16 protein-coding genes and 2 pseudogenes are annotated in these 20,562 nt (G+C 67.3%); 7 read left to right on the forward strand and 11 right to left on the reverse strand.

Annotated features, from left to right (window positions below; translation table 11 throughout):
• Window positions 1-557: 557 nt before the first annotated feature.
• Window positions 558-1,006 (forward strand): annotated as a pseudogene (locus tag ACFPZ3_RS46860) (transposase); the annotation flags it as partial.
• A 218-nt stretch (window positions 1,007-1,224) separates the two neighbouring features.
• Here ACFPZ3_RS46860 and ACFPZ3_RS46865 read toward each other — a convergent pair.
• Complete coding sequence (locus tag ACFPZ3_RS46865) at window positions 1,225-2,373, reverse strand: glutathione-independent formaldehyde dehydrogenase (protein ID WP_379520891.1); 1,149 nt, start codon at window positions 2,371-2,373, stop codon at window positions 1,225-1,227.
• A gap of 586 nt (window positions 2,374-2,959) precedes the next feature.
• On the opposite strand from ACFPZ3_RS46865, the gene ACFPZ3_RS46870 reads away from it, so the two are divergent.
• Complete coding sequence (locus ACFPZ3_RS46870) at window positions 2,960-3,088, forward strand: hypothetical protein (protein WP_379520892.1); 129 nt, start codon at window positions 2,960-2,962, stop codon at window positions 3,086-3,088.
• 232 nt (window positions 3,089-3,320) lie between these two features.
• On the opposite strand, the gene ACFPZ3_RS46875 is transcribed toward ACFPZ3_RS46870, so the two are convergent.
• The gene (locus ACFPZ3_RS46875; protein WP_379520893.1) at window positions 3,321-5,321 is read right to left on the reverse strand and encodes a heavy metal translocating P-type ATPase; all 2,001 of its coding nucleotides are present in this window, start codon (window positions 5,319-5,321) and stop codon (window positions 3,321-3,323) included.
• Between the two features lie 65 nt (window positions 5,322-5,386).
• Between ACFPZ3_RS46875 and ACFPZ3_RS46880 the strand changes: the two genes are divergently transcribed.
• Window positions 5,387-5,761: an ArsR/SmtB family transcription factor gene (locus ACFPZ3_RS46880; protein ID WP_379520894.1), complete on the forward strand. Its 375-nt coding sequence runs from the start codon at window positions 5,387-5,389 to the stop codon at window positions 5,759-5,761.
• Window positions 5,762-5,812: 51 nt separating this feature from the next.
• Here ACFPZ3_RS46880 and chrA read toward each other — a convergent pair whose 3' ends face one another.
• The 5 genes from chrA to ACFPZ3_RS46905 all read right to left on the reverse strand — a co-directional run bounded on the left by chrA (window position 5,813) and on the right by ACFPZ3_RS46905 (window position 9,644).
• Entirely contained in the window at window positions 5,813-7,165 is a 1,353-nt protein-coding gene (gene chrA, locus ACFPZ3_RS46885) for a chromate efflux transporter (protein WP_379520895.1), read from the reverse strand.
• Window positions 7,166-7,176: 11 nt separating this feature from the next.
• Window positions 7,177-8,259 carry an MFS transporter gene (locus ACFPZ3_RS46890; RefSeq protein ID WP_379520896.1) on the reverse strand — a complete coding sequence of 361 codons (1,083 nt, stop codon included), beginning with the start codon at window positions 8,257-8,259 and terminating at the stop codon, window positions 7,177-7,179.
• Between the two features lie 129 nt (window positions 8,260-8,388).
• Window positions 8,389-8,820, reverse strand: coding sequence for a chromate resistance protein ChrB domain-containing protein (locus ACFPZ3_RS46895; protein ID WP_379520897.1), 432 nt, complete (start codon window positions 8,818-8,820; stop codon window positions 8,389-8,391).
• A complete protein-coding gene (locus tag ACFPZ3_RS46900) occupies window positions 8,817-9,299 on the reverse strand; it encodes a Chromate resistance protein ChrB (RefSeq protein ID WP_379520898.1) in 483 nt (160 codons plus the stop codon). The genes ACFPZ3_RS46895 and ACFPZ3_RS46900 overlap by 4 nt, the downstream gene beginning before the upstream one ends.
• 57 nt (window positions 9,300-9,356) lie before the next feature.
• Window positions 9,357-9,644, reverse strand: coding sequence for a hypothetical protein (locus ACFPZ3_RS46905; RefSeq protein WP_379520969.1), 288 nt, complete (start codon window positions 9,642-9,644; stop codon window positions 9,357-9,359).
• Between ACFPZ3_RS46905 and ACFPZ3_RS46910 the strand changes: the two are divergent.
• Window positions 9,538-10,149: pseudogene (locus tag ACFPZ3_RS46910) on the forward strand (IS5 family transposase); the annotation flags it as partial. The gene ACFPZ3_RS46905 and the pseudogene ACFPZ3_RS46910 sit on opposite strands and share 107 nt — an antisense overlap.
• On the opposite strand, the gene ACFPZ3_RS46915 reads toward ACFPZ3_RS46910, so the two are convergent.
• The 4 genes from ACFPZ3_RS46915 to ACFPZ3_RS46930 all read right to left on the reverse strand — a co-directional run bounded on the left by ACFPZ3_RS46915 (window position 10,058) and on the right by ACFPZ3_RS46930 (window position 17,650).
• Window positions 10,058-11,500, reverse strand: a complete 1,443-nt coding sequence (locus ACFPZ3_RS46915) for a DUF7405 family protein (protein ID WP_379520899.1) — start codon at window positions 11,498-11,500, stop codon at window positions 10,058-10,060. The pseudogene ACFPZ3_RS46910 and the gene ACFPZ3_RS46915 overlap by 92 nt on opposite strands.
• Before the next feature lie 894 nt (window positions 11,501-12,394).
• Window positions 12,395-14,743 carry an FdhF/YdeP family oxidoreductase gene (locus tag ACFPZ3_RS46920; protein ID WP_379520900.1) on the reverse strand — a complete coding sequence of 783 codons (2,349 nt, stop codon included), beginning with the start codon at window positions 14,741-14,743 and terminating at the stop codon, window positions 12,395-12,397.
• A 350-nt stretch (window positions 14,744-15,093) separates the two neighbouring features.
• Window positions 15,094-16,311, reverse strand: coding sequence for a cytochrome d ubiquinol oxidase subunit II (locus ACFPZ3_RS46925; protein WP_379520901.1), 1,218 nt, complete (start codon window positions 16,309-16,311; stop codon window positions 15,094-15,096).
• On the reverse strand, window positions 16,304-17,650 hold the full coding sequence (locus ACFPZ3_RS46930) for a cytochrome ubiquinol oxidase subunit I (RefSeq protein WP_379520902.1): 1,347 nt from the start codon (window positions 17,648-17,650) through the stop codon (window positions 16,304-16,306). The genes ACFPZ3_RS46925 and ACFPZ3_RS46930 overlap by 8 nt, the downstream gene beginning before the upstream one ends.
• A gap of 479 nt (window positions 17,651-18,129) precedes the next feature.
• On the opposite strand from ACFPZ3_RS46930, the gene ACFPZ3_RS46935 reads away from it, so the two are divergent.
• The 3 genes from ACFPZ3_RS46935 (at window position 18,130) to ACFPZ3_RS46945 (ending at window position 20,500) form a co-directional block, all read left to right on the forward strand.
• Window positions 18,130-18,423, forward strand: a complete 294-nt coding sequence (locus tag ACFPZ3_RS46935; protein WP_379520903.1) for a hypothetical protein — start codon at window positions 18,130-18,132, stop codon at window positions 18,421-18,423.
• 260 nt (window positions 18,424-18,683) lie between these two features.
• Window positions 18,684-19,094 (forward strand): DUF1801 domain-containing protein, encoded by a 411-nt coding sequence (locus ACFPZ3_RS46940; RefSeq protein WP_379520904.1) that lies wholly within the window; start codon window positions 18,684-18,686, stop codon window positions 19,092-19,094.
• Between the two features lie 389 nt (window positions 19,095-19,483).
• Complete coding sequence (locus ACFPZ3_RS46945) at window positions 19,484-20,500, forward strand: alpha/beta hydrolase family protein (RefSeq protein ID WP_379520905.1); 1,017 nt, start codon at window positions 19,484-19,486, stop codon at window positions 20,498-20,500.
• The last annotated feature ends 62 nt before the right edge of the window (window positions 20,501-20,562 follow it).

Raw genomic sequence — 20,562 nt, forward strand, 5'->3', positions numbered from 1 at the left:
GCCGGCAACATCATGCAGGGTGCCCGTGGCGGCATCGACATCCCCACCGATGAGATCGACCGAGTCAAAGCCCACCTCGCCCGCTACTACGAGAAGATGGGCGACAAACCGCCATGGGACCGCTGACCTGTGGCCGGCAGGAGCGGGTAAGAGCGAACTACGGCACAGTTCGACCGGGTGGCCCAGATGGCCAGGCGGCGCAATTCCGCGAGCGAGTGACCGATCACCTCGGGCGGCGTGACATGTCCCGACGTAGTGCGGGAGCCCTTCGAGTCCGCCCTCGACCTCAAGGAGGTCGACATCGGCTTCCATCTGGTACGCCGAGCACGGCACCTACCTGTTCACCCGAAGCAGTGGGAGGGCGGAGTTCTGCCAGCCGGTCCGCGAGCCCGCCCGGCCGAGGCGATCGACCAGGTGAAGCAAGGGCCGCACCAGGCTCTGAAAGACCACTAAGAGACTGAGAACTCGTAACACGAGCCTCAAAAGTGTCCTCCGTAGATAGCTGCGCTGGTTCAGGCCCCACGGATCATGGAGTTGTCTACGTCTCATGATGATCGGGGATGCGTGCCGGCAAGAGCCCGGTCGAGCGGGCCAAACGCTCGCAGTTGACCGAGGCGCGGGGCATACCGCTGGTCACCGAACCGCGGCCCGCGAACGTGCGTGACCACACCCCCTGCTGCCGACCACCCTCGAACGCTACGCCGGCCTGGAGAAAGCCCTCGGTCCACTGCCGAAGCGCCCCCGCCTGAGTCTGGATGCGGGCTACGACCATCGCGTTGTCCACGAGGGCCTGGCCGACAGGGACATCGACGCACGCGTCGTCCCACGCGGGTCGAAGGTCCCGATCCAGACCAGCGGAAGGCGGGTGGTCGAGCGCACGAATTCCTGGATGAACAACTTCGGCAGGCTGCGTCGCTGCACGGAAAGACGCAGAGCCACCGTCTGCTTCTTCCTCGCTCTGGCGTCCGCGATCATCACTGTGCGCTGCCTGATCCGACGGGCCTGAACCCACTACCGATGGGACACACGACCCCGCACACCACGGATCCGATGACCTACTGGCGGACGCTCCAAGCCGAAGGAGCTGAGCGACCTTCTCCTCCTTGCCGGATTGCGCCTCCACGCGTACGAGGAGCCCCCACGGCGGCCATGTCGAACGTCCAAGAGTGAGACAAACGCACGGGGCACGGCCACGTTCGCCTGGCTGACGTTTCAGGGCCGGTGTCAGCGCCGGTGGCCGTTGGGGTGCAAGACGACCTTGGTCCAGCCTTCGTCGCGCGCGTCGAAGTGCCGGTAGCCCTCCGGGGCCTGCTCCAGCGGGAGCTCGTGGGAGACGATGAACGATGGCTTGGCGCGGCCGGTGTGGATGAGGTTGCGCAGTTGCCTGTTGTAGGCCTTGACGTTGGCCTGACCGGTGCCGATCTTCTGGCCCTTGAACCAGAACAGTCCCATGTCGAAGCGGATCTCGCCCTTCTTGGCCATGTCGTCGGGGGCTCCGGGGTCCTGCGGCAGGAAGATGCCCACCACGCCGATGCCGCCGGTAGGCCGCACCGACTTGACCAGATCGTTCATGGTCATCTCAGGGTGTTCGACGCCTTGCGGGTCGTGCGCCTGGTAGCCCACACACTCGCAGCCGCGGTCGGCTCCCTCCCCGCGGGTATGCTCCAGCACCTGGTCGACCGGGGAGCCCTTGGAGTCGTCGATTGCGATCGCGCCGATCTGCTCGGCGAGCCGGAGCCGGTCGGGGTGACGGTCGACGACCATGACCTGGCTGGCGCCCCTGATCATCGCCGAGTAGGCGGCCATCAGCCCGACCGGTCCGGCGCCGTAGACGACGACCGACTCCCCTGGGCGCATGCCGGCCAGTTCGGTGCAGTGCCAGCCGGTGGGGAAGATGTCCGACAGCATCACGTAGTCGGTCTCCTTCTCCCGGGCGTCCTCCGGCAGCCGTAGGCAGTTGAAGTCGCCGTAGGGGACGCGCAGCAGTTCGGCTTGGCCGCCGTTGTAGGGGCCCATCCCGGCGAAGCCGTAGGCGGCGCCGGCCGCGTCTGGGTTGAGGGTGAGGCAGAAAGCGGTCAGGCCGGCCTCGCAGTTCTTGCAGTGCCCGCAGGAGATGTTGAACGGCAGGCAGACCATGTCGCCGACCTTGACCCGGTCGACCGCTGATCCGATCTCGACGACCTCGCCCATGTTCTCGTGACCCAGCACCCGGCCCGCTTCCAGGTCGGTGCGACCCTCGTACATGTGCAGGTCGGAGCCACAGATGTTGGTGGTGGTGACGTGGACCAGGACGTCGGTCGGCCGCTCGATCCGGGCGTCGGGTACGTCTTGCACGGCTACTTCGCGGGTGCCGTTGTAGATGAGCGCCTTCATAAGGTCCTCCGGTTGGTTGCGGCGCAGATGGGCCGCAAGGCCCTCACGCGGCGAATCAGATGTGGATCACTTGATCTGGGCAAGACGAGTACGGCCCGATGAGCGGCCGCGCCCATCTGACCTCATTCCCCTGGAATCCCGCACGCAGGTTCCCCCGCCGGCCAAATGTGACCATGGATATGCTCATCCCACGCAATGGTGGAGGAGACGGTCCGGCACGGCACCACCATGACCACCCAGGGCAATTACGGCGATTCGCATGGCCGGTCCGAAATCGGTTTCGGGGTGACCAGGCTGCTGGGCTCGGCCTGGCGGGCATGTTGGGCGCGTCGCGTTCCGGGCGGGCCGTCCACGGGCGCCGTCCTCGATGCGCCCCGCGCGGTCACTGCGCCTGGCCGAGTAGCCGGGGGCATCGCAGCCTCCGGCCCTCACAGATCCGGACATGACAGTCTCCCCCCCCACGCGCTGTCGGCCCAGATCGCGCCCGCGATCACCGCGAACGTCCAGACCGGGAAGGCGAGCGTGTGCAGCCTGCGGGCCAGCGTTTCCAATTGGCCTGGACGCAGGCCGTGGCATCGCCTCTGGCGTGGGCAGGTACAGGGCCGAGGCGATGGCGGCCAGGGTGAAGGCGCGGCTGGCCGCGACCGCGGCGGTGACGTGGATGGCCAGCCAGCCGGACTTCAGTGCCGGGATGAGCGGGCCCGCCTCGGCGTAGAGACCGGTGATGGCCGAGCCGAGCACGACCGCCAGCCCACCCACGACGTACAGGCCCAGTGGCGGCCGCGTACTACTGCGGGCGGTGCTGGAAGCGGTCGCGCTGCTGGTCGAGATGCGCGCCGACGACCGCGCCGCCCGCGACAACGACCACCGGACGCTCGCGACCGCGCTGCGCCGCTTCCGCTCGTGCGACCGCCTCACCGCTCCACCCGGCACGCTCGGCGGAGTGGCTACCGGCCGGGCACCGGCGGCATCTCATGTGCTTCGGCTCTGGCGCGGTGCCAGGCGGCGTTGCGCAGCAGACGCAGCCCGTTGAGAGCGACGATGACGGTGGAGCCCTCGTGCCCGGCCACCCCCAGCGGCAGCGGCAGGTCGCCGAACAGGTCCCAGGCCACCAGCACGGCGATGAAGGTGCCGGCGATGACGAGATTGGCCACGACCAGGCGGCGGGCCCGGCGAGCCAGTGCGATCACCGCGGGTACGGTGGCCAGTTCGTCACGGGTGATGACCGCATCGGCGGTGTCCAGAGCCAGGTCCGATCCGCTGCGGCCCATCGCGATGCCGACATGCGCCGATGCCAGCGCGGGGGCGTCGTTGACGCCGTCGCCGACCAGCGCCACCCGTCCGCCGCCGGCTTGCAACTCGCGCACCGCCGTCACCTTGCCGGCCGGCAGCAGGTCCGCGTGGATCTCGCTGATGCCCGCCTGGGCGGCCAGGCGGGCCGCGGCCCGTCCGTTGTCGCCGGTCAGCAGTACCGGCGCGGACGCGGTCAGCGCCGTCAGACGGGCCACCGCCTCGGGCGCGCCGGGCCGTATCCGGTCGGCCAGGGCAAGCACCCCGGCCACGACGCCCTCCACGCGCACCACCACGGCCGTGTGCCCGCCGCTCTGCAGTTCGGCGATCACTTCGGAAGCGGCGCCGTCATCGGAGTCGAGCAGCTGGGCAGGGCTGGCGACCTCGACCAGGCGACCTTCGACAAGAGCCCGCACGCCGCGCCCGGGTTCGGAGGCGAAGTCGTCGGCACCCATGACCATCAGGCCGCCTTCGCGGGCGGCCCGCAGCACGGCGCGGCCCAGCGGATGCTCGGAGGCCTGCTCGGCCGAGGCGGCCAGGGCAAGGAGGTGTTCGGCGGTGATGTCGGTTCCGGGAAGGACGTGCACGCCGGTCAACTGCGGGCGGCCCTCGGTCAGCGTGCCGGTCTTGTCGAAGGCCACCCGGGTCACCGTTCCGAGTTGCTCCATCACCACGGCCGACTTGACCAGCACGCCGTGCCGACCGGCAGTGGCGATCGCGGCCAGCAGCGGCGGCATGGTGGCCAGTACCACGGCGCACGGCGAGGCCACGATCATGAACGTCATCGCGCGCAGGAGGCTGTCCTGCACCCCCACTCCCCACAACAGCGGCAGCGCGAACACCGCCAGCGTGGCGGCGACCATGACGACGGAGTAGCGCTGCTCGACCTTCTCGATGAACAGCTGGGTACGCGCCTTGGTGGCGGTGGCCTGCTCCACCATGGCCACGATCCGGGCGATCACCGTCTCGCCCGCCGGCCGCATCACCCGCACCCGCAAGACTCCGGTGCCGTTCACCGTGCCGGCGAACACCTCATCCCCACGCTGCTTGTCCACCGGCAGGCTTTCGCCGGTGATGGATGCCTGGTCGACGTCGCTGGCCCCGGCCAGCACCTGCCCGTCAGCGGCGATGCGTTCTCCGGGCCGGACCAAGATGACCTCGCCGACCTGCAGCGCGGCCGCGTCGACGACGTCCTCCCCCGCCTCGGTCAGGCGGGTGGCCTGCTCGGGTGCCAGGTTCAGCAGAGCACGTACCGAATCCTCGGTGCGCTTGGTGGCCAGCGCCTCCAGCGCGCCGGAAGTAGCGAAGATGACGATCAGCAGCGCGCCGTCGAAGACCTGCCCGATCGCCGCGGCGCCGATCGCCGCGACGACCATCAGCAGGTCCACATCCAGCGTCCGCTCGCGCAGCGCCTTGAGCCCGGCCAGGCCGGGCTCCCATCCACCGGCCGCGTAGCAGGCCAGATACAGCCCCCACCACAGCCACGGCGGCGCCCCGGCCAACTGGCTGATGCCGGCGGCGGCGAACAAGCCGGTCGCGACCGTCGCCCAGCGCACCTCCGGCACCGACCACATCCCCGCCCGCCACGATGCGGTGGTCCGTGACGGAGGCGCGGTTGGAGCCTGGCCGGTGGCGGAGGTTGTCAGGTCCGATATCATCGAGCCATCGTATATGCGTACACACGAAGATATGCAAGCAGTCAGGTCGGGGATAGGTTGGAGGCATGCACACGTCGTTGCCGGATTTCGACATGCCGAACGAGGAGCAGGTGCACCTGGCCGCCGAGTCGTTCCGGCTGCTGTCCGACCCCACCCGCATCAAGATCCTCTGGGCACTGCTGCAGGGCGAGTCCAACGTCGCCTGCCTGGCCGAACTCGCCGACGCAGCTCCCACCGCGGTCAGCCAGCACCTTGCCAAACTTCGTCTGGCCGGGCTGGTCAAGGGCCGCCGCGAGGGCACCTTCGTCTACTACAGTGCCGCCGACGACCACGTGCGCCGCTTGCTGACCCAGGGCCTGTACCACGCCGACCACATCGAACGCGGCGACCAGCACCCTTCACCAAGCCTCGCCACCGCCGACCGATCCACCACCGGATAGGCACAACGCTTCCCAGCGGCGATCCCGCAGGCGCTTGATGACCTTTCGTACTCACAGCAGCACAGTGGCCAGGCCGAGCAGGGCGCAGATGCCGAGAATGCGGAGCATCGGCCATTTCAGGACGAAGGTCATGACAAGTGCGGCCAGGGTGATCGCCAGAGCGATGGGGCTGAGTGTGCTCGTTTCGGGAAGCTGGCTGCTGAACGGGCCCCAATCCCAGGTGAAGGTGCGGACGAACAAGGTGTGCTCGGCGAAGTAGAGGGCGAGATTGGCGATGACGCCGACGACGGCGGCGGTGATGCCGGTCAGGGCGGCGCTGATGGCGGTGTTGTGACGCAGCCGCTCGACGTAGGGGGCGCCGAGGAAGATGAACAGGAAGCACGGCACGAAGGTGACCCAGGTGGTCAGCAGGGCGCCGAGCAGCGCACCCGCCCACGGGGTCAGCGCGCCAGGGTCACGGTAGGCGCCGAGGAAGGCGACGAACTGCACCACCATGATCAGCGGCCCGGGAGTGGTCTCGGCCAGCGCGAGCCCGCGCACCATCTCACCCGGCGTGAGCCAGGCGTAGGTCTCCACCGCCCGCTGCGCGACGAAGGCCAGCACCGCGTACGCGCCACCGAAGGTGACCAGCGCGGTGCCGGAGAAGAACAGCCCCTGGGTGGTGAACACGCTGCCGGTGCCGAGGAACAGGGCCACCGCGGCCACCGGCAGCCACCAGGCGACCAACCCCACGGCGAGGATCTTGCCCGCCGAGCGCCAGCTTGGCTGAGCGTGGTGCAGGGCGTCGTCGGAGATCAGCGGCGCCGGTCCGCCGTCGCCACCGTGCCCGTTCCCCTTCGCGAGAACCTGTGGCGCCAGCCTGTGCACCGCCCACCCGATGAGGGCGGCAACGGCGATCACGATCGGGAACGGCACCCCGAACAATGCCAGCGCGAGAAAGGCCGCCGCCGCCACGGCGACGAACACCGGATGGGTCAGCGAGCGCTTGGCGACCCGGATGACAGCCTGGGCGACGATGGCCAGCACCGCAGGCGCGATCCCGGCGAACAGGGCGGTCACCATGCCGGTGTCCTGCCACAGAACGTACACGGCCGACAGCGCCAGCAGCGCGAGCATGCCGGGCAGCACGAACAACGTGCCGGCGACCAGACCGCCGCGGGTGCCGTTGAGCAGCCAGCCCACGTAGATCGCCAGTTGCTGCGCCTCCGGCCCCGGCAACAGCATGCAGTAGTTGAGCGCGTGATTGAAACGTTGCTGGCCGATCCAGCGTTTCTCCTCCACGAGCGTCCGCTGCATGACAGCGATCTGCCCGGCCGGGCCGCCGAAGGTCTGCAGCGAGATCAGGAACCAGGCCCGCACGGCCTGCCGGAACGGGATCACATCGCGTGTTGCTTCGGTAGTCATGACGGGCCTCATCAGGGGGTGTGCTGGTCGGCGGGCAGGCGGACTGACCGGAAGATCCGCCACAGGCTCAGGTCGTAGCCGGTCTTGGCGATCGCGGCGATCAGGAACGGCATCGCGGCGCCGAGCGGGAAGAGCACACCGGCCAGGACAGGCCCGGCCGGACGGGTCAGGTAGCGAGCGGTGTTGGTGACGGCGGCCGCAGCCGTCCGTTCCTCGGGCGGCACGAGGGCCATCACGTAGGCCTGCCGGGTGGGCACGTCCATCGCCGACAGGCAGGCGCGCGCCAGCAGCAGCGCGATCGCCGCGGGCAGGCCGGGCACCAGGGGCACGGCGGCCAGCAGCAGGTTGGACGGGATATGGGTGAACACCATCGTGCGCAACAGCCCGACGCGGGCCGCCACCAGCGGCGCGGCAAGCAGGGATGCCGTTTGCAACACACCCAGCGCGGCGAAGGTGAGGCCGATCGTCTGAGTCGTGGCGCCGTGGTGGACGCTCAACCAGTAGCCGATGTACGCCTGCACCACGAACCCTCTGGCGAGGCTGTCTACGGCGAACAACGCGGCCAGCCGGGCCACCGGGCCGCGGGAGCGGGCCAGCAGCCGTGGACGGGGCACGCCGGGCAGCGTCGCCGGCGCCTCCACATCGCCGGGCAGCGTCGCCGGGGCCTCCACATCGCCGGGCAGGCGGGCGGCCAGCAGAGCACCGATGACTCCGGCCACGACCAGGACGCCCCCGAGCAGCCGCCGGTCCGCCGGCAGCGCGCCGAGCAGCGCCCCGGCCGTCCCGGCGACCGCCGCGACCGCGTTGTACAGGCCGAACCCTCGCACCACCTCGTGCTGCGGGCGCCCCGTGCCGGCCAGCATGACCTGCTCCAGCGTGGTGAACGGGCCGGACTCGATCACCTCCACCGACAGAGCACCCGTCAACGCCACCACCGCCAGCAGCCACCAGGGAGCGCCGACCGCGATGACCACCCCGCCGCAGGCCAGCGCCGCCCACAGCATCAGGTACGCCCGCCGCCGGCCGATGCCATCGCCCCAACGCGCCAGGACAAGGCTGCAGAACAGGCTGCCCGCCAGGATCGCCGTCAGCATCATCCCCCACCTCGGCAGGCGACAGCCCTTCGGCACGCAGGAGCGCCCCGAGCTGGACGGCCGCGACGCCGTAGCCGAGCCCGCGCACCGCCTGAGCGGCCAGCAGGACGCGAACGACGGAGATGCCGCTCATGCCGGTTCTCGCCCCAGCAGCAGCGCCCGCCGGTGGAACTCGTACAGGCCGTCGAAGACCGGCCCGGTGATCTCCAGCACCCGCGGGTCGTCGCAGATCATCGACAGGCCGCGCAGAACCACGTCGAGGCCGGGCGCCTCCGGAGCGTCGAAACGTTCGTCGTCGATGTCCGCCTCGTGGACGATCTCGGCGATCTTCCACAGCACCGGATCGACCAGGTCATAGCGTCGCAGGATCGTCTCGAACGTGCAGTCTCCGCCATGATGCGACAGGTCCACGCCCCGCATGTCGAAGGGCGTCGCGTCCTCAGGCACCCTGGCGGGATCGTCAACGAAGACGAACACCGCATCGGCATCGACGTGACGGCGGATCAGCCAGGCACACGCCGCCCGATCGATGTGCACACCGCTGCGCGTGACCCACTTCACCGGCTCTCCTCCGTGACGATGACCTCCTGAGCCAGCGCCCGCACCGCGAGCCGAGCCTCGTCACGCTCGGGCGGCGGGAAGTAGTCGCGACGGCCGATCCTGCGCAACTCCGCCTGCAACCGCTTGACGGCCCGGGTCCGCTCCCCTGGCCTGGCCTGCGCCGCCGCGCCCACCTGCGCGATCACCGTCCGGTACTCCTCCGCCCTGGCCTGCCGCATCTCCGCCGCGATCACCTGCTCCTGAGCCTGGCTTCCCGCAGCAGCCAGCCACAGCGTGGACGTTCCGCCCACCTCGCCGATCTCCTCGGCGATCCACTCCAACTGCTCACGGGTACGGGCGTCAGCGGGCAACGCGACCAGTCCGTCCCCCAGCCGCGCCACGCCGAGCCGATCCAGCTTGCGCCAGATGGTGATCCTCAGCGTCGAAGGCTGCCGGGGAATCCGGTACGCCAGCAGCACCCACTGGCCCGTCGCGCCCATCCAACCTCCTTCGAGAAACCACTGTTACTGTAACCACGGTTTCAGAAGAAGGAAACCTCAGGATCGGATGAGTGCGGCCAGGAGGCCGGCGACCGGGCCCAGCGCGGCCTCGTCCAGGTCGAAGGTCGGCGAATGATGCGGTCCGTACGTTCCGGCGCCCACGAGGAGGTATCCGGCAAGTCCGCCGCGTCCCTGGACGTGCCGCATCGTCGCTCGCGCGCAGGGGACGCGGCGGCACGGCGTATGGGACAAGTTGCACCAGCTCTTGCTCGCCGAACGGCACACCGCCGGCCAGTTCGACTGGTCCAGGGCGGTGATCGACCGCTCCCACGTACGGGCGCTCAAGGGCGGCCCAAAACCGGCCCGAGCCCGGTCGACCGCGCCAAACCGGGCTCGAAACGCCATGTCATCACCGACGCAGGCGGCATCCCCCTCGCTGTCTCCCTGACCGGCGGCAACCGCAACCACATCACCCAGCTCATGCCGCTGATCAAGGCGATCCCGCCGGTGCGGGGCCGGGTGGGACGGCCTCGCAAGCGACCCGCCTGCCTGTACGCCGACCGCGGCTACGACCACGACAAGTACCGCCGCCCGGTGCGGCGCACCGGCATCAAGCCCATCATCGCCCGCCGCGGCACTCCACACGGCTCTGGCCTGGGCATCCACCGCTGGGTGGTCAAGCGGACGATCGCACTCCTGCAACTGGTTCCGCCGCTTGCGCATCCGCCGGGAGGTCCGCAACGACATTCACGAAGCCTTCAGACAAGGAACTCGGCGAGCGGGAAGGAGCGATGGCGACGTGGTGGAACCAGATAGTTCTGCCGGTGGGTCGTGTGCAGGACCGAGTTGATGCCGGCGTGGGGGCTGCGCGGTGCGACAGGGAGTGTCCTATCGGGATAGTGGCCGTCCATCGAGAGCCGAACGATATTGAAGATTGCAATCGTCGGCTGGAACTGAATGAAGTGCAACCCGGCCGCCGGCTTCTTGCTGTAGTGGTCTGCCGTCGGATCGGATGTGTAGTGGAATGGATTGTCCAGCGTGTCGAAATCGCCGCGCACGGGGATGGTCGTCCCCGCGGGGTAGGCCTTCCCGTAGTTGCTGGTGGTCGGCGATGTGGTGCTGTCCACCTCCGACATGCTCCCAGTGTGGCCGTAGGCGTGGTACCGCTGGACCCCTTGCGCCACTTCGGCCTCACTTTGACCTGGTGGTTGGAGGGCAAGCGTACCCGGCGCGGGCGCGGGCGAGAGGCCGGGATGGAGCATCGCCTGGACGCGATCCGCGTACTGAGGGAAGTTCTGTTCGTACCAGGCCACCAGATCTTGGAACAGGTGCGAGAGATGCATGGTGGTCCCCTGCTTGAAGTACCCGTTGGGCCACTGATCGGTGAGGCCGGGCAGGGTCTCCAGATTGGCGATGATGCCGGGTCCCATATTCGAGTCCAGGGTGGTGGCGAAGCCGAGGAAGCCCTGCGCCTGTCGAGGAATCGACTGTGCACCGGGGATATCAGCTGCCAGAGCCAGCTTGCTCGGCAGGCCCTGTTGCCCGTAGAAACCGCCCCCGGAGAAGCCCTGGCGGATACTCGTCACCTTGAACAGGCTGCCCGCCTGCTTGCTTCCAGATCCGCAGAGGGCATTGGTGGCTGCCATGATATTGGCGAGCGAGTCACTGCGGAGTAGCACGGCCACGTCATTCTGTTCCAAGCGGACCGGCCCGAAGCCAGGCGGGGGCTGGTCGCTGGGGAAGGTTCTGGCCTCCTGCAGCGCATATACGGTACGGCCCTCCATCTTGGAGGTCGTCAAATCGACCGGCAGATACGCTGGATAAGGTGTTCCCGCCTTGAAGAAGCCTGATGTTTTGCCCAGGGTTGGGATGTAGTGGTGGAAGTAGGGAAGTCCCCAGGCTATGGTGATGCCCACTCCTGTGGGAGTGGGCGGGAATTGGCGTTCCAGGCCCAGGAGGACGGACTCGAGGTGGTGCTGCGCCTCCTGCAATGCCTTGGCATTCGCTGAAACATTCAGCTTTGCGGTAATGACATGATCGTGCAGGGCCGGCACCCGGACCGCGATCGTGCCATTGCCACTCTTCACGCCCGAGCCATTGACCATGACCACCTGCTCGTTCTGCAGGATATATTGTTCCTGGATGGGCGGGCTGTCGGCGACAGCGGGCCGGTCCGGCGGTTTTGCAATGGTGTTGATCATCTTATAGATGCCAGCGGACGCCAGAGCGGCACCGAAGGTGCCCGCTGTCCCTTGAAGAAGGCGTCGCCTACTCAAGTTCCCGCGTGGTCGTCCCGCACGAGAATTTTCGTTGCTATCTGTCATGAAACGTCTTTCCTCATTGTGGATGAGATGCCCGCCATCATCCTTCATCGAAGGTCTGAACTGCTCAAATGATCGTGATCGACCTTCCTGCCACTAATGCGCATCGGAGGGCTAGGGGTTGAAATAGAAGCTGAGGACCAGGTGAGTGCGCCGTCGCTGAGGACCGTCACCGGTTAGCCTGCTACCACGTCTCCCCCATAAGGGTCTGCTCGCGATGCGGGGTTCGCAGCGTCGACACGTCCTCTGCGCACGTGCCGCCAGTTAGCCGATGATGGTGGGTGTGCCGGCTGTTGCCATCGTCATCACCTTCGCTATCACGATATAATCACACGCGGCCTGGGTCATTGAAGCCAACACGCGGCCGCCTGGGTCATCGACGCCAACACCAATCTGGTGTGGCCCAGAACCCATCGGCTCGCTCAAACTGAGGTTTCCGTCGAGATGCGGAAGGCCTTGACAGGGTCAGATGGATTGCATGGGCTCGGCGGGAGAGAGACTCATTCGACAAAGCCCTGGCGAAAAACCCTGCGGATACCGGTCAAGGCCGAATGCGTCCGCGGCCGCGTCTTCGCCACCCGGTGGATCTCAATTACAGGATTCGGCCTCTGAGCTACCGGTTATCGGGGTGGCGTTAGCCGGCGATCTGGTCCTCGTTGATGAGGCCGCCGAGGATGGCTCTGCGGTGCCCTCAGCGACTGGCGAGGGTGGTCGCCATGACTCCGGCGTCGATGATGTGCTCGCGCAAGATCCGCGAAGATTTGGGGAACCCGTTTACTGGACAGGCTTCACTTCGACGATGAGGTGTTTCGTTACGGGTTGCCCGCTTTGTGTGCTGACGTCGGCGATCCCGCAGAGAACATTGAGTTCCGGCATGTAGCCCGCGGCGCAGCCCGGCGGGATCTGATAGCAGATTGCCCGGTAGCCGTGCACCGTTCGCTGCGTCCCGTCCTTGGAGAAGCTTGTGATGTCGACGAGGTCGAAGTCCGCAAGGCCGAGGTTGTGCATGTCCTGCTCGTTGAGGAACACGACCGTGCGCAGGCCCTTGAGCCCCCGATAGCGGTCATCGTTGGAGTAGATGGTGGTGTTGAACTGATCATGCGACCGGATCGTCGTCAGTAGCAGACGGCCTTCGCCAGGGTGGGCGTCGTCGGGGAGCGGCGCGCGCGAGAATTCGGCGCGACGAGATGGCGTCTGGAAGACGCGGTCCCGTGCCAGTTGACGAATGCGGAAGCCGTGCGGGTTGCGGACGCGGGCGTTGAAGTCTTCGAACCCGTCCAGTACGCGGGCCATCGTGTCGCGGATGCGATCGTAGTTGCCGGCATAGTCCTGCCAGGGTGTTTGGCTGTTCGGCAGCGTGGCCTGGGCCATGCCGGCAATAATCGCGCACTCGGAGCGCATATGCGGCGAAGCGGGTTGTTTCATCCCGTAGGAGATGTGCACCATCGACATCGAGTCCTCAACGCTGATGCCCTGCAAACCGCCGCTCTGGTAGTCCTTGTCGGTTCGGGCCAGGCAGGGCAGGATGAGCGCGCGCTTGCCGTGCACGATATGGCTACGGTTGAGCTTGGTGCTCACCTGCACGGTCAGCTCGCAGTTGCGCAGCGCCTGAAACGTATAGGGCAGATCAGGGGCTGCGAGCGCGAAGTTGCCGCCCAGTGCGACGAACACCTTCACGTCGCCGCTGCGCATTGCTTCGATCGTTTCGACGGTGCCCCTTCCGTGCCTCCGTGGGGGATCGATCCCGCAGACTTCGGCGAGCCGGTTGAGAAACGCGTCATCCGGACGGTGATTGATGCCGCAGGTGCGGTTTCCCTGCACGTTGCTGTGTCCCCGGATGGGGCACGGACCCGCTCCTTCACGGCCTATGTTGCCTCGCAGCAGTAGCAGGTTGACGATCTCGCCAACGGTGTCGACGCCGTGCTCGTGCTGCGTAAGGCCCAGGCACCAGGCGATGATCACGCGCTTTGATGCCAGGTAGGAATCGGCGAGCCTGCGGATTTTCCGCTCGTCCACGCCGGAATCACGTACCAGGTCCGCCCAGGCAGTGGCGTCCACGAGCGCGCGGTACTCCTCGATGCCGTGTGTGTAGCGTTCGATGAAGTCCTGGTCGAGAACGTCCGGAGACTTCTCCGCCGTCTCGAAGACGGCCTTGGCGACGCCGCGCAGCAGGGCCATATCGCCGCCGATACGCACCTGCACATTCATCGTGCCGGTCTCGGTGGTGTGGAACGTCGCCATGTCGACGAACTCGTGCGGCACGATCGTCCGCCTCGATGCGGCTTCGATCAACGGGTTGATGTGGACCAGCGCAGCACCGCGCCGGTCGGCCTCAGCCAGCCAGGTCAGCATCCGCGGCGCGTTCGTCGCGGCGTTGTCGCCCATCAACCAGATCGCGTCCGCGTGCTCCCAGTCGTTGAGGTCGACCGTGCCCTTACCGCTGCCGATTGCCGCCGTCAGCGCCCGGCCGCTAGCCTCGTGACACATGTTCGAGCAGTCGGGCAGGTTGTTCGTGCCGAACTCGCGAACCCAGAGCTGGTAGAGGAAGGTCGCCTCGTTGCTGAGCCGTCCCGAGGTGTAGAACGATGCCTGATGCGGGCTATCCAATCCGCGTAGGGTGTTTCCGACCAGAGCGCAGGCATCTTCCCAGGAGATCGGCTGGTAGGTGTCGGTGGCCGGGTCGTAGCTCATCGGCTCGGCGAGCCGTCCCACCGCCTCAAGATCGTAGTCGCTCCACTGCGCCAACTCGCTGACGGTGTGGGCCGCGAAGAACTCGCGGTCGGCCTTCGCAGGCGCGAGCTCCCAGGTGACATGCTTGATACCGTTCTCACAGACGTCCAGGCGCAGTCCGCTCGGGTCATCCGGCCACGCGCAGCCCGGACAGTCGAACCCGCCGTCCTCGTGGTTCATCACAAACAGGGCGCGCAGGCCCTCCAGCGGTTCGCCGGCGCGTTCGAGCACGTGCGAGACGCTGCGCGAGGCGCCCCATCCTGCGGCGGGATGGTGGTAGTCATGACGAGAGTAGCCACCCGGAGCAGGCCCGCGCCCGAGTGCGGGCATACTCGGCACCGAGCCCAGCATCCGCTGCTCTGCGTCTTGCCTCTTTTCAGGCGGCGATGTCATTCTCGCTCCCTCCGCTTGACGAAACGAATCAACACAGTGGCCCGAAGCCACTGAATCCGACCCTGATGCCGAGGGGAGCACTCCGACGTCGTCGATGCCTTGCTGTGGTGACAGGCAGAATCCGCCCTACCCGCCGGGTGGGTACGCGAACATTGCGGCCCTCGACCTGCGCCCGAACGGGGTACGTGCCCGCCGGATCGTCAAGCGCGAACCCTTCCACCCCGCGACAGCCTTGATGCCGGTTGTCCCTAAACCAGATGGAATGCGGATCATGACCGAACGGACGCCCGGATCACCGTTTCTGAGCGTTGTCCGGTGAGTTCGACGTCCCAGCGAAAGTCTCATAACGGTCAGCTCCCGTGGTCCGACTCTGCCGTCACGAGAGCGAATGTCGCCATCGCACAGGCGAACAGGCAGATGACGCCGACGACGAGGACCCATCCGAGACTACCGACGACGGTCATGATCACGCCGATGAGCAGCGTGGTTCCGGCGAAGGCTCCGAGCAGGCGACGTCTCGCTCGGTGGGCGATGGGAGGTGGGGTGGAGACGGCGGCCGCGGCGATGACGCTGGGGTCCAGGCGGCCCCGGAGGAAAAGCCGGAACAGCAGGACGAGCGACGGAACCAGCACGATCGCTCCGCCTGCGACGGCGATGATGACGGCGAGCAGCGTCGATCGGCCGGCGGCGGCTTGCTCAAGGGTGAGCCCGGGCAGGAAGCGCGGTCTTTGGGCCAGGGCCCAGCCCGCGACGATCGCTGCGACGGCGACCGCTGCCGAGGCGCGGGCCAGGCCGAAGTGGTTGCGCCAGACCAGCATCAGGGTCACCACTCCCCCTGCGGCGGAGACGGCGACCATGAGGGCACCGCCGTCGCTGGTCAGGCCGGTGAACAGCGGACGGGCGTCGTAGTGGACGACGATCAGGCCGGCCAGCGCGAGCGCGCCCGCACACCCGCCTGACGCGAGGGCGCGGTCTCTGAAGGCGAGCTCCAATGCCCTCGACCCGATCCGGCGCGCGTCAGCGGCAAGATAGACGGCGGCCAGGTATCCGCCGGTCGCGACCGCGAGCCCGCCGATGAACACCGAGGTGGGGTTCAGCCAGCTGGTGACGAGGTTCCCTGCGGCGTTGCCCACCGGGACACGGCCGGAGGCGATCCCGCCCGTGACCGTACCCAGCGCGAACGGCGTCAAGATCGAGGAGAGGGCGAACAGGTACTCGATCGGCCGCTCGCCGAGTGCACCGTCCAGTTGGCCGCGTAGCGCGTAAGAGGCGCCCCGGAGGATGATCCCGACCGCGGCGATGAACAGCGGCACCGCCAGCGTGGACGCGATCGAACCGAATGCGACGGGGTACGCCGTCCAGCACACGACCAGCACGAAGATCAGCCACACGTGATTGGCTTCCCACACCGGTCCCATCGCGTGGTGTGCGTGGTGCCGGATCGCCTCGCGGTCGGCTCCTCGCCCTCCGGCCAGCAGCGTCCACAGCCCTGCACCGAAGTCGGCGCCGGCCAGCACGGTGTAGGCGGCGAGACCGGCGAGGATGAACACCATCGGGATCTCAGCCATCACTGTGCCCCTCGATCGGCACGCGACTGAAGCGGCGCAGCAGCCACGCGACCCCACCAGCGAGTCCCAGGTAGACCACGATCAGTGTGCCGTAGCCGATGGGAATCCCCGACGCGCCGGTGACCGCCTGGCTGGTCCGCATGATCCCGTACACGATCCAGGGTTGACGCCCGACCTCGGTGGTGATCCAGCCGGCGATGAGCGCAACGACCGACAAGGGGCCTGCTAGCACCGCGGCACGGTAGAACCAGCGTGAGTAGGGCAGCCGCCTGTGGCGCAACCGGACATAGAGATAGATCAGGCCGAGCAGCGCCAGCAGTGTCCCGCTCCCGACCATGGTCTGGAAGGCAAAGCGTACGATGTTGACCGGTGGAAGGTCTTGGGTCGGCACCGTGTTGAGGCCCGCGACCGTCGCGTTCGGGTCATGGAAGGCCAGCAGCGACAGCAGGCGCGGGATCTCGATGCCGTAGACGACCTCGTGGCCGTTGTACCAGCCCAGCAGGTGCTCAGGTGCGCCGCGGGTAGTCTGACCGAGTCCTTCCAACGCGGCCAGCTTCACCGGCTGCTGTTGCGCGACTTCGCGCGCGGCCCAGTCGCCGATGACAACCTGCAGCGGCGCGGCAACCGCCGCGGCCGACAACGCGATCGTCAATGCTGTGCGCTGATAGCGGTCCCAGCGGCCGCGCAGGAAGCCCCACGCGTACGGAGCGGCAACCAGGAACCCCGCGACGATGTAACCGGCGAAATACATGTGCACGAACTCGTGCCAGAAATAGCTGTTCCCGAACAGCGCCGACCACGGGTGCGCGTCGACGGCGCGACCGTCCCGCAGGTCGAACCCACCGGGGTGGTTCATCCATCCGTTGACCGAGATCACGAACATCGATCCCGTCACTCCCGCGATCGCTACGGGGATGCCCGACAGGAAGTGCAGCCATGGCCGCAAATGTTCCCACCCGTAGACGTAGATCGCGATGAAGATCGCCTCGACGAAGAACGAGAAGCCCTCCAACGTGAACCCCAGACCGAACACGTTGCCGAAACTGGTCATGAAGCCCGGCCACAACAGTCCCAACTCGAAGCTGAGGATCGTCCCAGTCACCACGCCGACGGCGAAAAGCGCCAACATCACCTTCGACCAGCGGCGGGCAAGGATACGGAACAGGGAATCTCCGGTCCGCAAGTAACGCCACTCGCAGAACAGCACCATCGCCGGAAAGGCGATCCCGAAGCACACCAAGGGGATGTGCACGGCAAGCGACAGCGCCTGCATCTGCCGCGCCTGAAACAGGTAATCCTGATCGATCGACGCGAAGGCAGCTCCGATGGCCGTGATCATCCGTCTTCCACCTCGCTACCTCACCGGCCTGGCGGCTGTGCACGACACCCATCAATATCTGCGGCGGCTGACGCTGTCCGCGATCACGTCCACGCCGTGAGACATGATCGATCTTGGCGTGATCCTGTTTCTGCAGGTTAAGCGGCAAGTGTGGATGAGAGTGAGCTCTTGGTGGGCGTGTCGCCGGAAGGCTGTCTGACTGGAGCAGGAGCTGTTCCGAACCGTCCCCGGCCGGGCATTCCTCGCCGCTCTGCTCCACCGACTCCCCCGGCTCAGGCTGCGACAGCTCCACCTGATCGTCTCCCCCGACACCGTCCTACGCCGGCACCGCGACCTGCAACGCCGCCACCACGCCAAGGCATCCCGCCCGAAACGGCCTGGCCGACCGCCCCGCCCACCGCCGCATCCAAACCCTCGTCCTGCGCCTGGCCTGGGAGAACCCGAGCTGGGGCTACCGACGCATCCATGGCGAGCTGGCCGTGTCGGCAATCAAGATCGCCCCCTCCACGGCATGGGAGATCCTCCACCGCAATGGGATCGAGCCCGCGCCTCAGCGCGACCGCCAGACCTGGAGCACCTTCCTGCGCAGCCGAGCGCAGGTCATTCTCGCCGCCGACTTCTTCGAGACCCGGACCCTGACCGGCGCGCGGCTGTACGTCTTCGCCGTCATCGAGCACGCCACCCGCCGCGTCCGCGTCCTCGGCGCCCCCGCCCACCCACCGCAGCCTGGACGCGCCCGCTCCCCCAACGGATCATCGCACCGGAACAACTGAACGGCCTCGACGTCCGCCGACGCGATCGACTCGGCGGCATCCTCCACGAGTACCAACGCGCCACCTGAGCTGCACGGATAAGGTTTTCGGCACGTACAGCCCACGGTGGTGCCCGGCCTGGTGCTTCGGGCAGGGTTCCCGGCGATGCTGCTGACCGGGTCCATAATGTGGGAGAAGACACCGGCTGTTACCGCAGCACTGCACGCCGGCGACTGGCTGATCAAAATTCTCGTCACCTCAGCGATTGTGGGCGCCTGGCTGTGAATGACGTACGACCCTATGAGACCGATCCACGCGTGGACGACTACATCAAGACTCTGCCCGAGTGGCAGCAGAGCATCTGCCAGCAGGTCCGAGACCTGATCCACGCCGCTGATCCCGAGGTCACCGAGACCATCAAGCGAACCGTCCGGCCCTACTTCGTGCTCGACGGCAACGTGTGCGCGCTGCTCGCCGCCAAGGACCACGTCAACGTGTTCCTGTACGACGGCGCCATCGTCCCCGACCCAGAAGGCATCATCACCGCCGGCCACCACAACAAGACCGCCCGTACGGTGGCTTTCCGCGAAGGTGAAACGATCAACACCCCTGCCCTCACTGCCATGTTCCGGCAGATCATCGCCAACAACCGAGCCGGCGGGTGGCGCAAGCTCAAGGATCAGCCCAGGTAAGCGGCTTGGACGGCGGGCTTGTCGCGGATCTGTCCAGAGGGCGCTCCAGCCAGAAGATCAGCTTGTCCTCATCGGCCACCGTGACCTGCCGGAAGCCGCGGAACGGCCGGACCTGAGAGGGGTGGTGCTCGATCGTGCTGCCCGACCACTGATATTGCGAACGACTCCGGATTGACCTGGAAGTTTCGCTGCCCTTTTGAACGACGGGAAATGACCGGACCGGCAACGCATCCTCGAACGGAGCGGACGGGACAACCATAGTGAGACAGACCGCTCCATCCCCCTAACCGACCACCCTCATCGACAAGCAACCCAGGTTGACTACCATTGATTTAGTCAACTACGGTTGCTTGCATTCCGATGAAGGACGTCCCACATACATCTCCCCCATGCCCTGCTCGGCGTATTTCGGCATGTCCTACGGCACCTACCTCGGCGCGGTCTTCACCGAGATGTTCCCGCAGCGCAGCGATCGCTTCGTGCTGGACAGCGCGATCGATCCGGCCCAGTACATGGCCGGATCGATCAGGAACAGCGGACCGGCCAACGAGGCCGCGCTCGACGACTGGGTCGCCTGGACCGCGAGGCGCGACCCCGAATACCACCTCGGCACGACGGCACGCCAGGTGCGGGACCGCGTCGAGAGCTTGATCAAGACCCCGATCCGCATCGGGAAGCATCTCGTCGACGAACGTTTCCTGCCCATGGCCATCTTCACCCTGCTGCCCGACGCCAGGGAGAACGCCCGTCTGGCCGCCCGGGTGCGGCTGCTCGCCGAAGCGGCCGACGGCAAGCCGGTCCGCCCGAGCGAGGACCTCGAACAGGAACTGCAGTTCATGTTGTACGGCAAGCCGCAGGGTTACTCGAGCCAGGCCGCCGTCATCTGCGGCGATGCCGCGGTGCCACGTGATCCCGAGCGGTACTGGCGCGACATCCAGCGCAGCCGGGCCACCCAGCCGGTGTTCGGGCCGTATGCGAACAACATCACCGCCTGCGCCTTCTGGCCCACCCCCCGCGAGCCCGCGACCCGCGTCGGCAACGACGTCCCCGCACTGATCGTCCAGGCCACCGGCGACACCCGTCACGGTCTACCAGGAGGGCGTGAACCTGCGCCGGGCGATGTCCGCCGCACGCCTGGTCGCCGTACGGGACGTGCGCATGCACGGCGTCTTCGGCCGCCTGCCCAACACCTGCGTCCCAGGTACGGATCGACTGCGCGGAAGGCTGGAACTCCTTGGCCGGCTCCTCCGGCGTCCGTCCGGCGCGCACCAGCTCCACCATCTGCCGGCGAAACTCCGGCGGATAGTTGTTCTGCACAGATAGCGGCTGATGACGGCGGCTACCACGAGACCTCCCGGACGCAGCACCCGCTGTGCCCCGGCGAGCGCCTGGGCGCGGGCGGCTGATTCACCACGGCTGAGAGTAAGGGGCTGGTCCGGGCAACGCGTGATCATTAGCATCGTCGGGC

It is taken from the genome of Nonomuraea insulae, assembly GCF_042656245.1.

Coding starts and splice junctions, on each gene's coding strand:
- ACFPZ3_RS46865 (WP_379520891.1), bottom strand. CDS start 2,373: ATGAAGGCGCTCATCTACAACGGCACCCGCGAAGTAGCCGTGCAAGAC.
- ACFPZ3_RS46875 (WP_379520893.1), bottom strand. CDS start 5,321: ATGATATCGGACCTGACAACCTCCGCCACCGGCCAGGCTCCAACCGCG.
- ACFPZ3_RS46880 (WP_379520894.1), top strand. CDS start 5,387: ATGCACACGTCGTTGCCGGATTTCGACATGCCGAACGAGGAGCAGGTG.
- chrA (WP_379520895.1), bottom strand. CDS start 7,165: ATGACTACCGAAGCAACACGCGATGTGATCCCGTTCCGGCAGGCCGTG.
- ACFPZ3_RS46890 (WP_379520896.1), bottom strand. CDS start 8,259: ATGCTGACGGCGATCCTGGCGGGCAGCCTGTTCTGCAGCCTTGTCCTG.
- ACFPZ3_RS46900 (WP_379520898.1), bottom strand. CDS start 9,299: ATGGGCGCGACGGGCCAGTGGGTGCTGCTGGCGTACCGGATTCCCCGG.
- ACFPZ3_RS46915 (WP_379520899.1), bottom strand. CDS start 11,500: ATGATCAACACCATTGCAAAACCGCCGGACCGGCCCGCTGTCGCCGAC.
- ACFPZ3_RS46920 (WP_379520900.1), bottom strand. CDS start 14,743: ATGACATCGCCGCCTGAAAAGAGGCAAGACGCAGAGCAGCGGATGCTG.
- ACFPZ3_RS46925 (WP_379520901.1), bottom strand. CDS start 16,311: ATGGCTGAGATCCCGATGGTGTTCATCCTCGCCGGTCTCGCCGCCTAC.
- ACFPZ3_RS46930 (WP_379520902.1), bottom strand. CDS start 17,650: ATGATCACGGCCATCGGAGCTGCCTTCGCGTCGATCGATCAGGATTAC.
- ACFPZ3_RS46945 (WP_379520905.1), top strand. CDS start 19,484: ATGCCCTGCTCGGCGTATTTCGGCATGTCCTACGGCACCTACCTCGGC.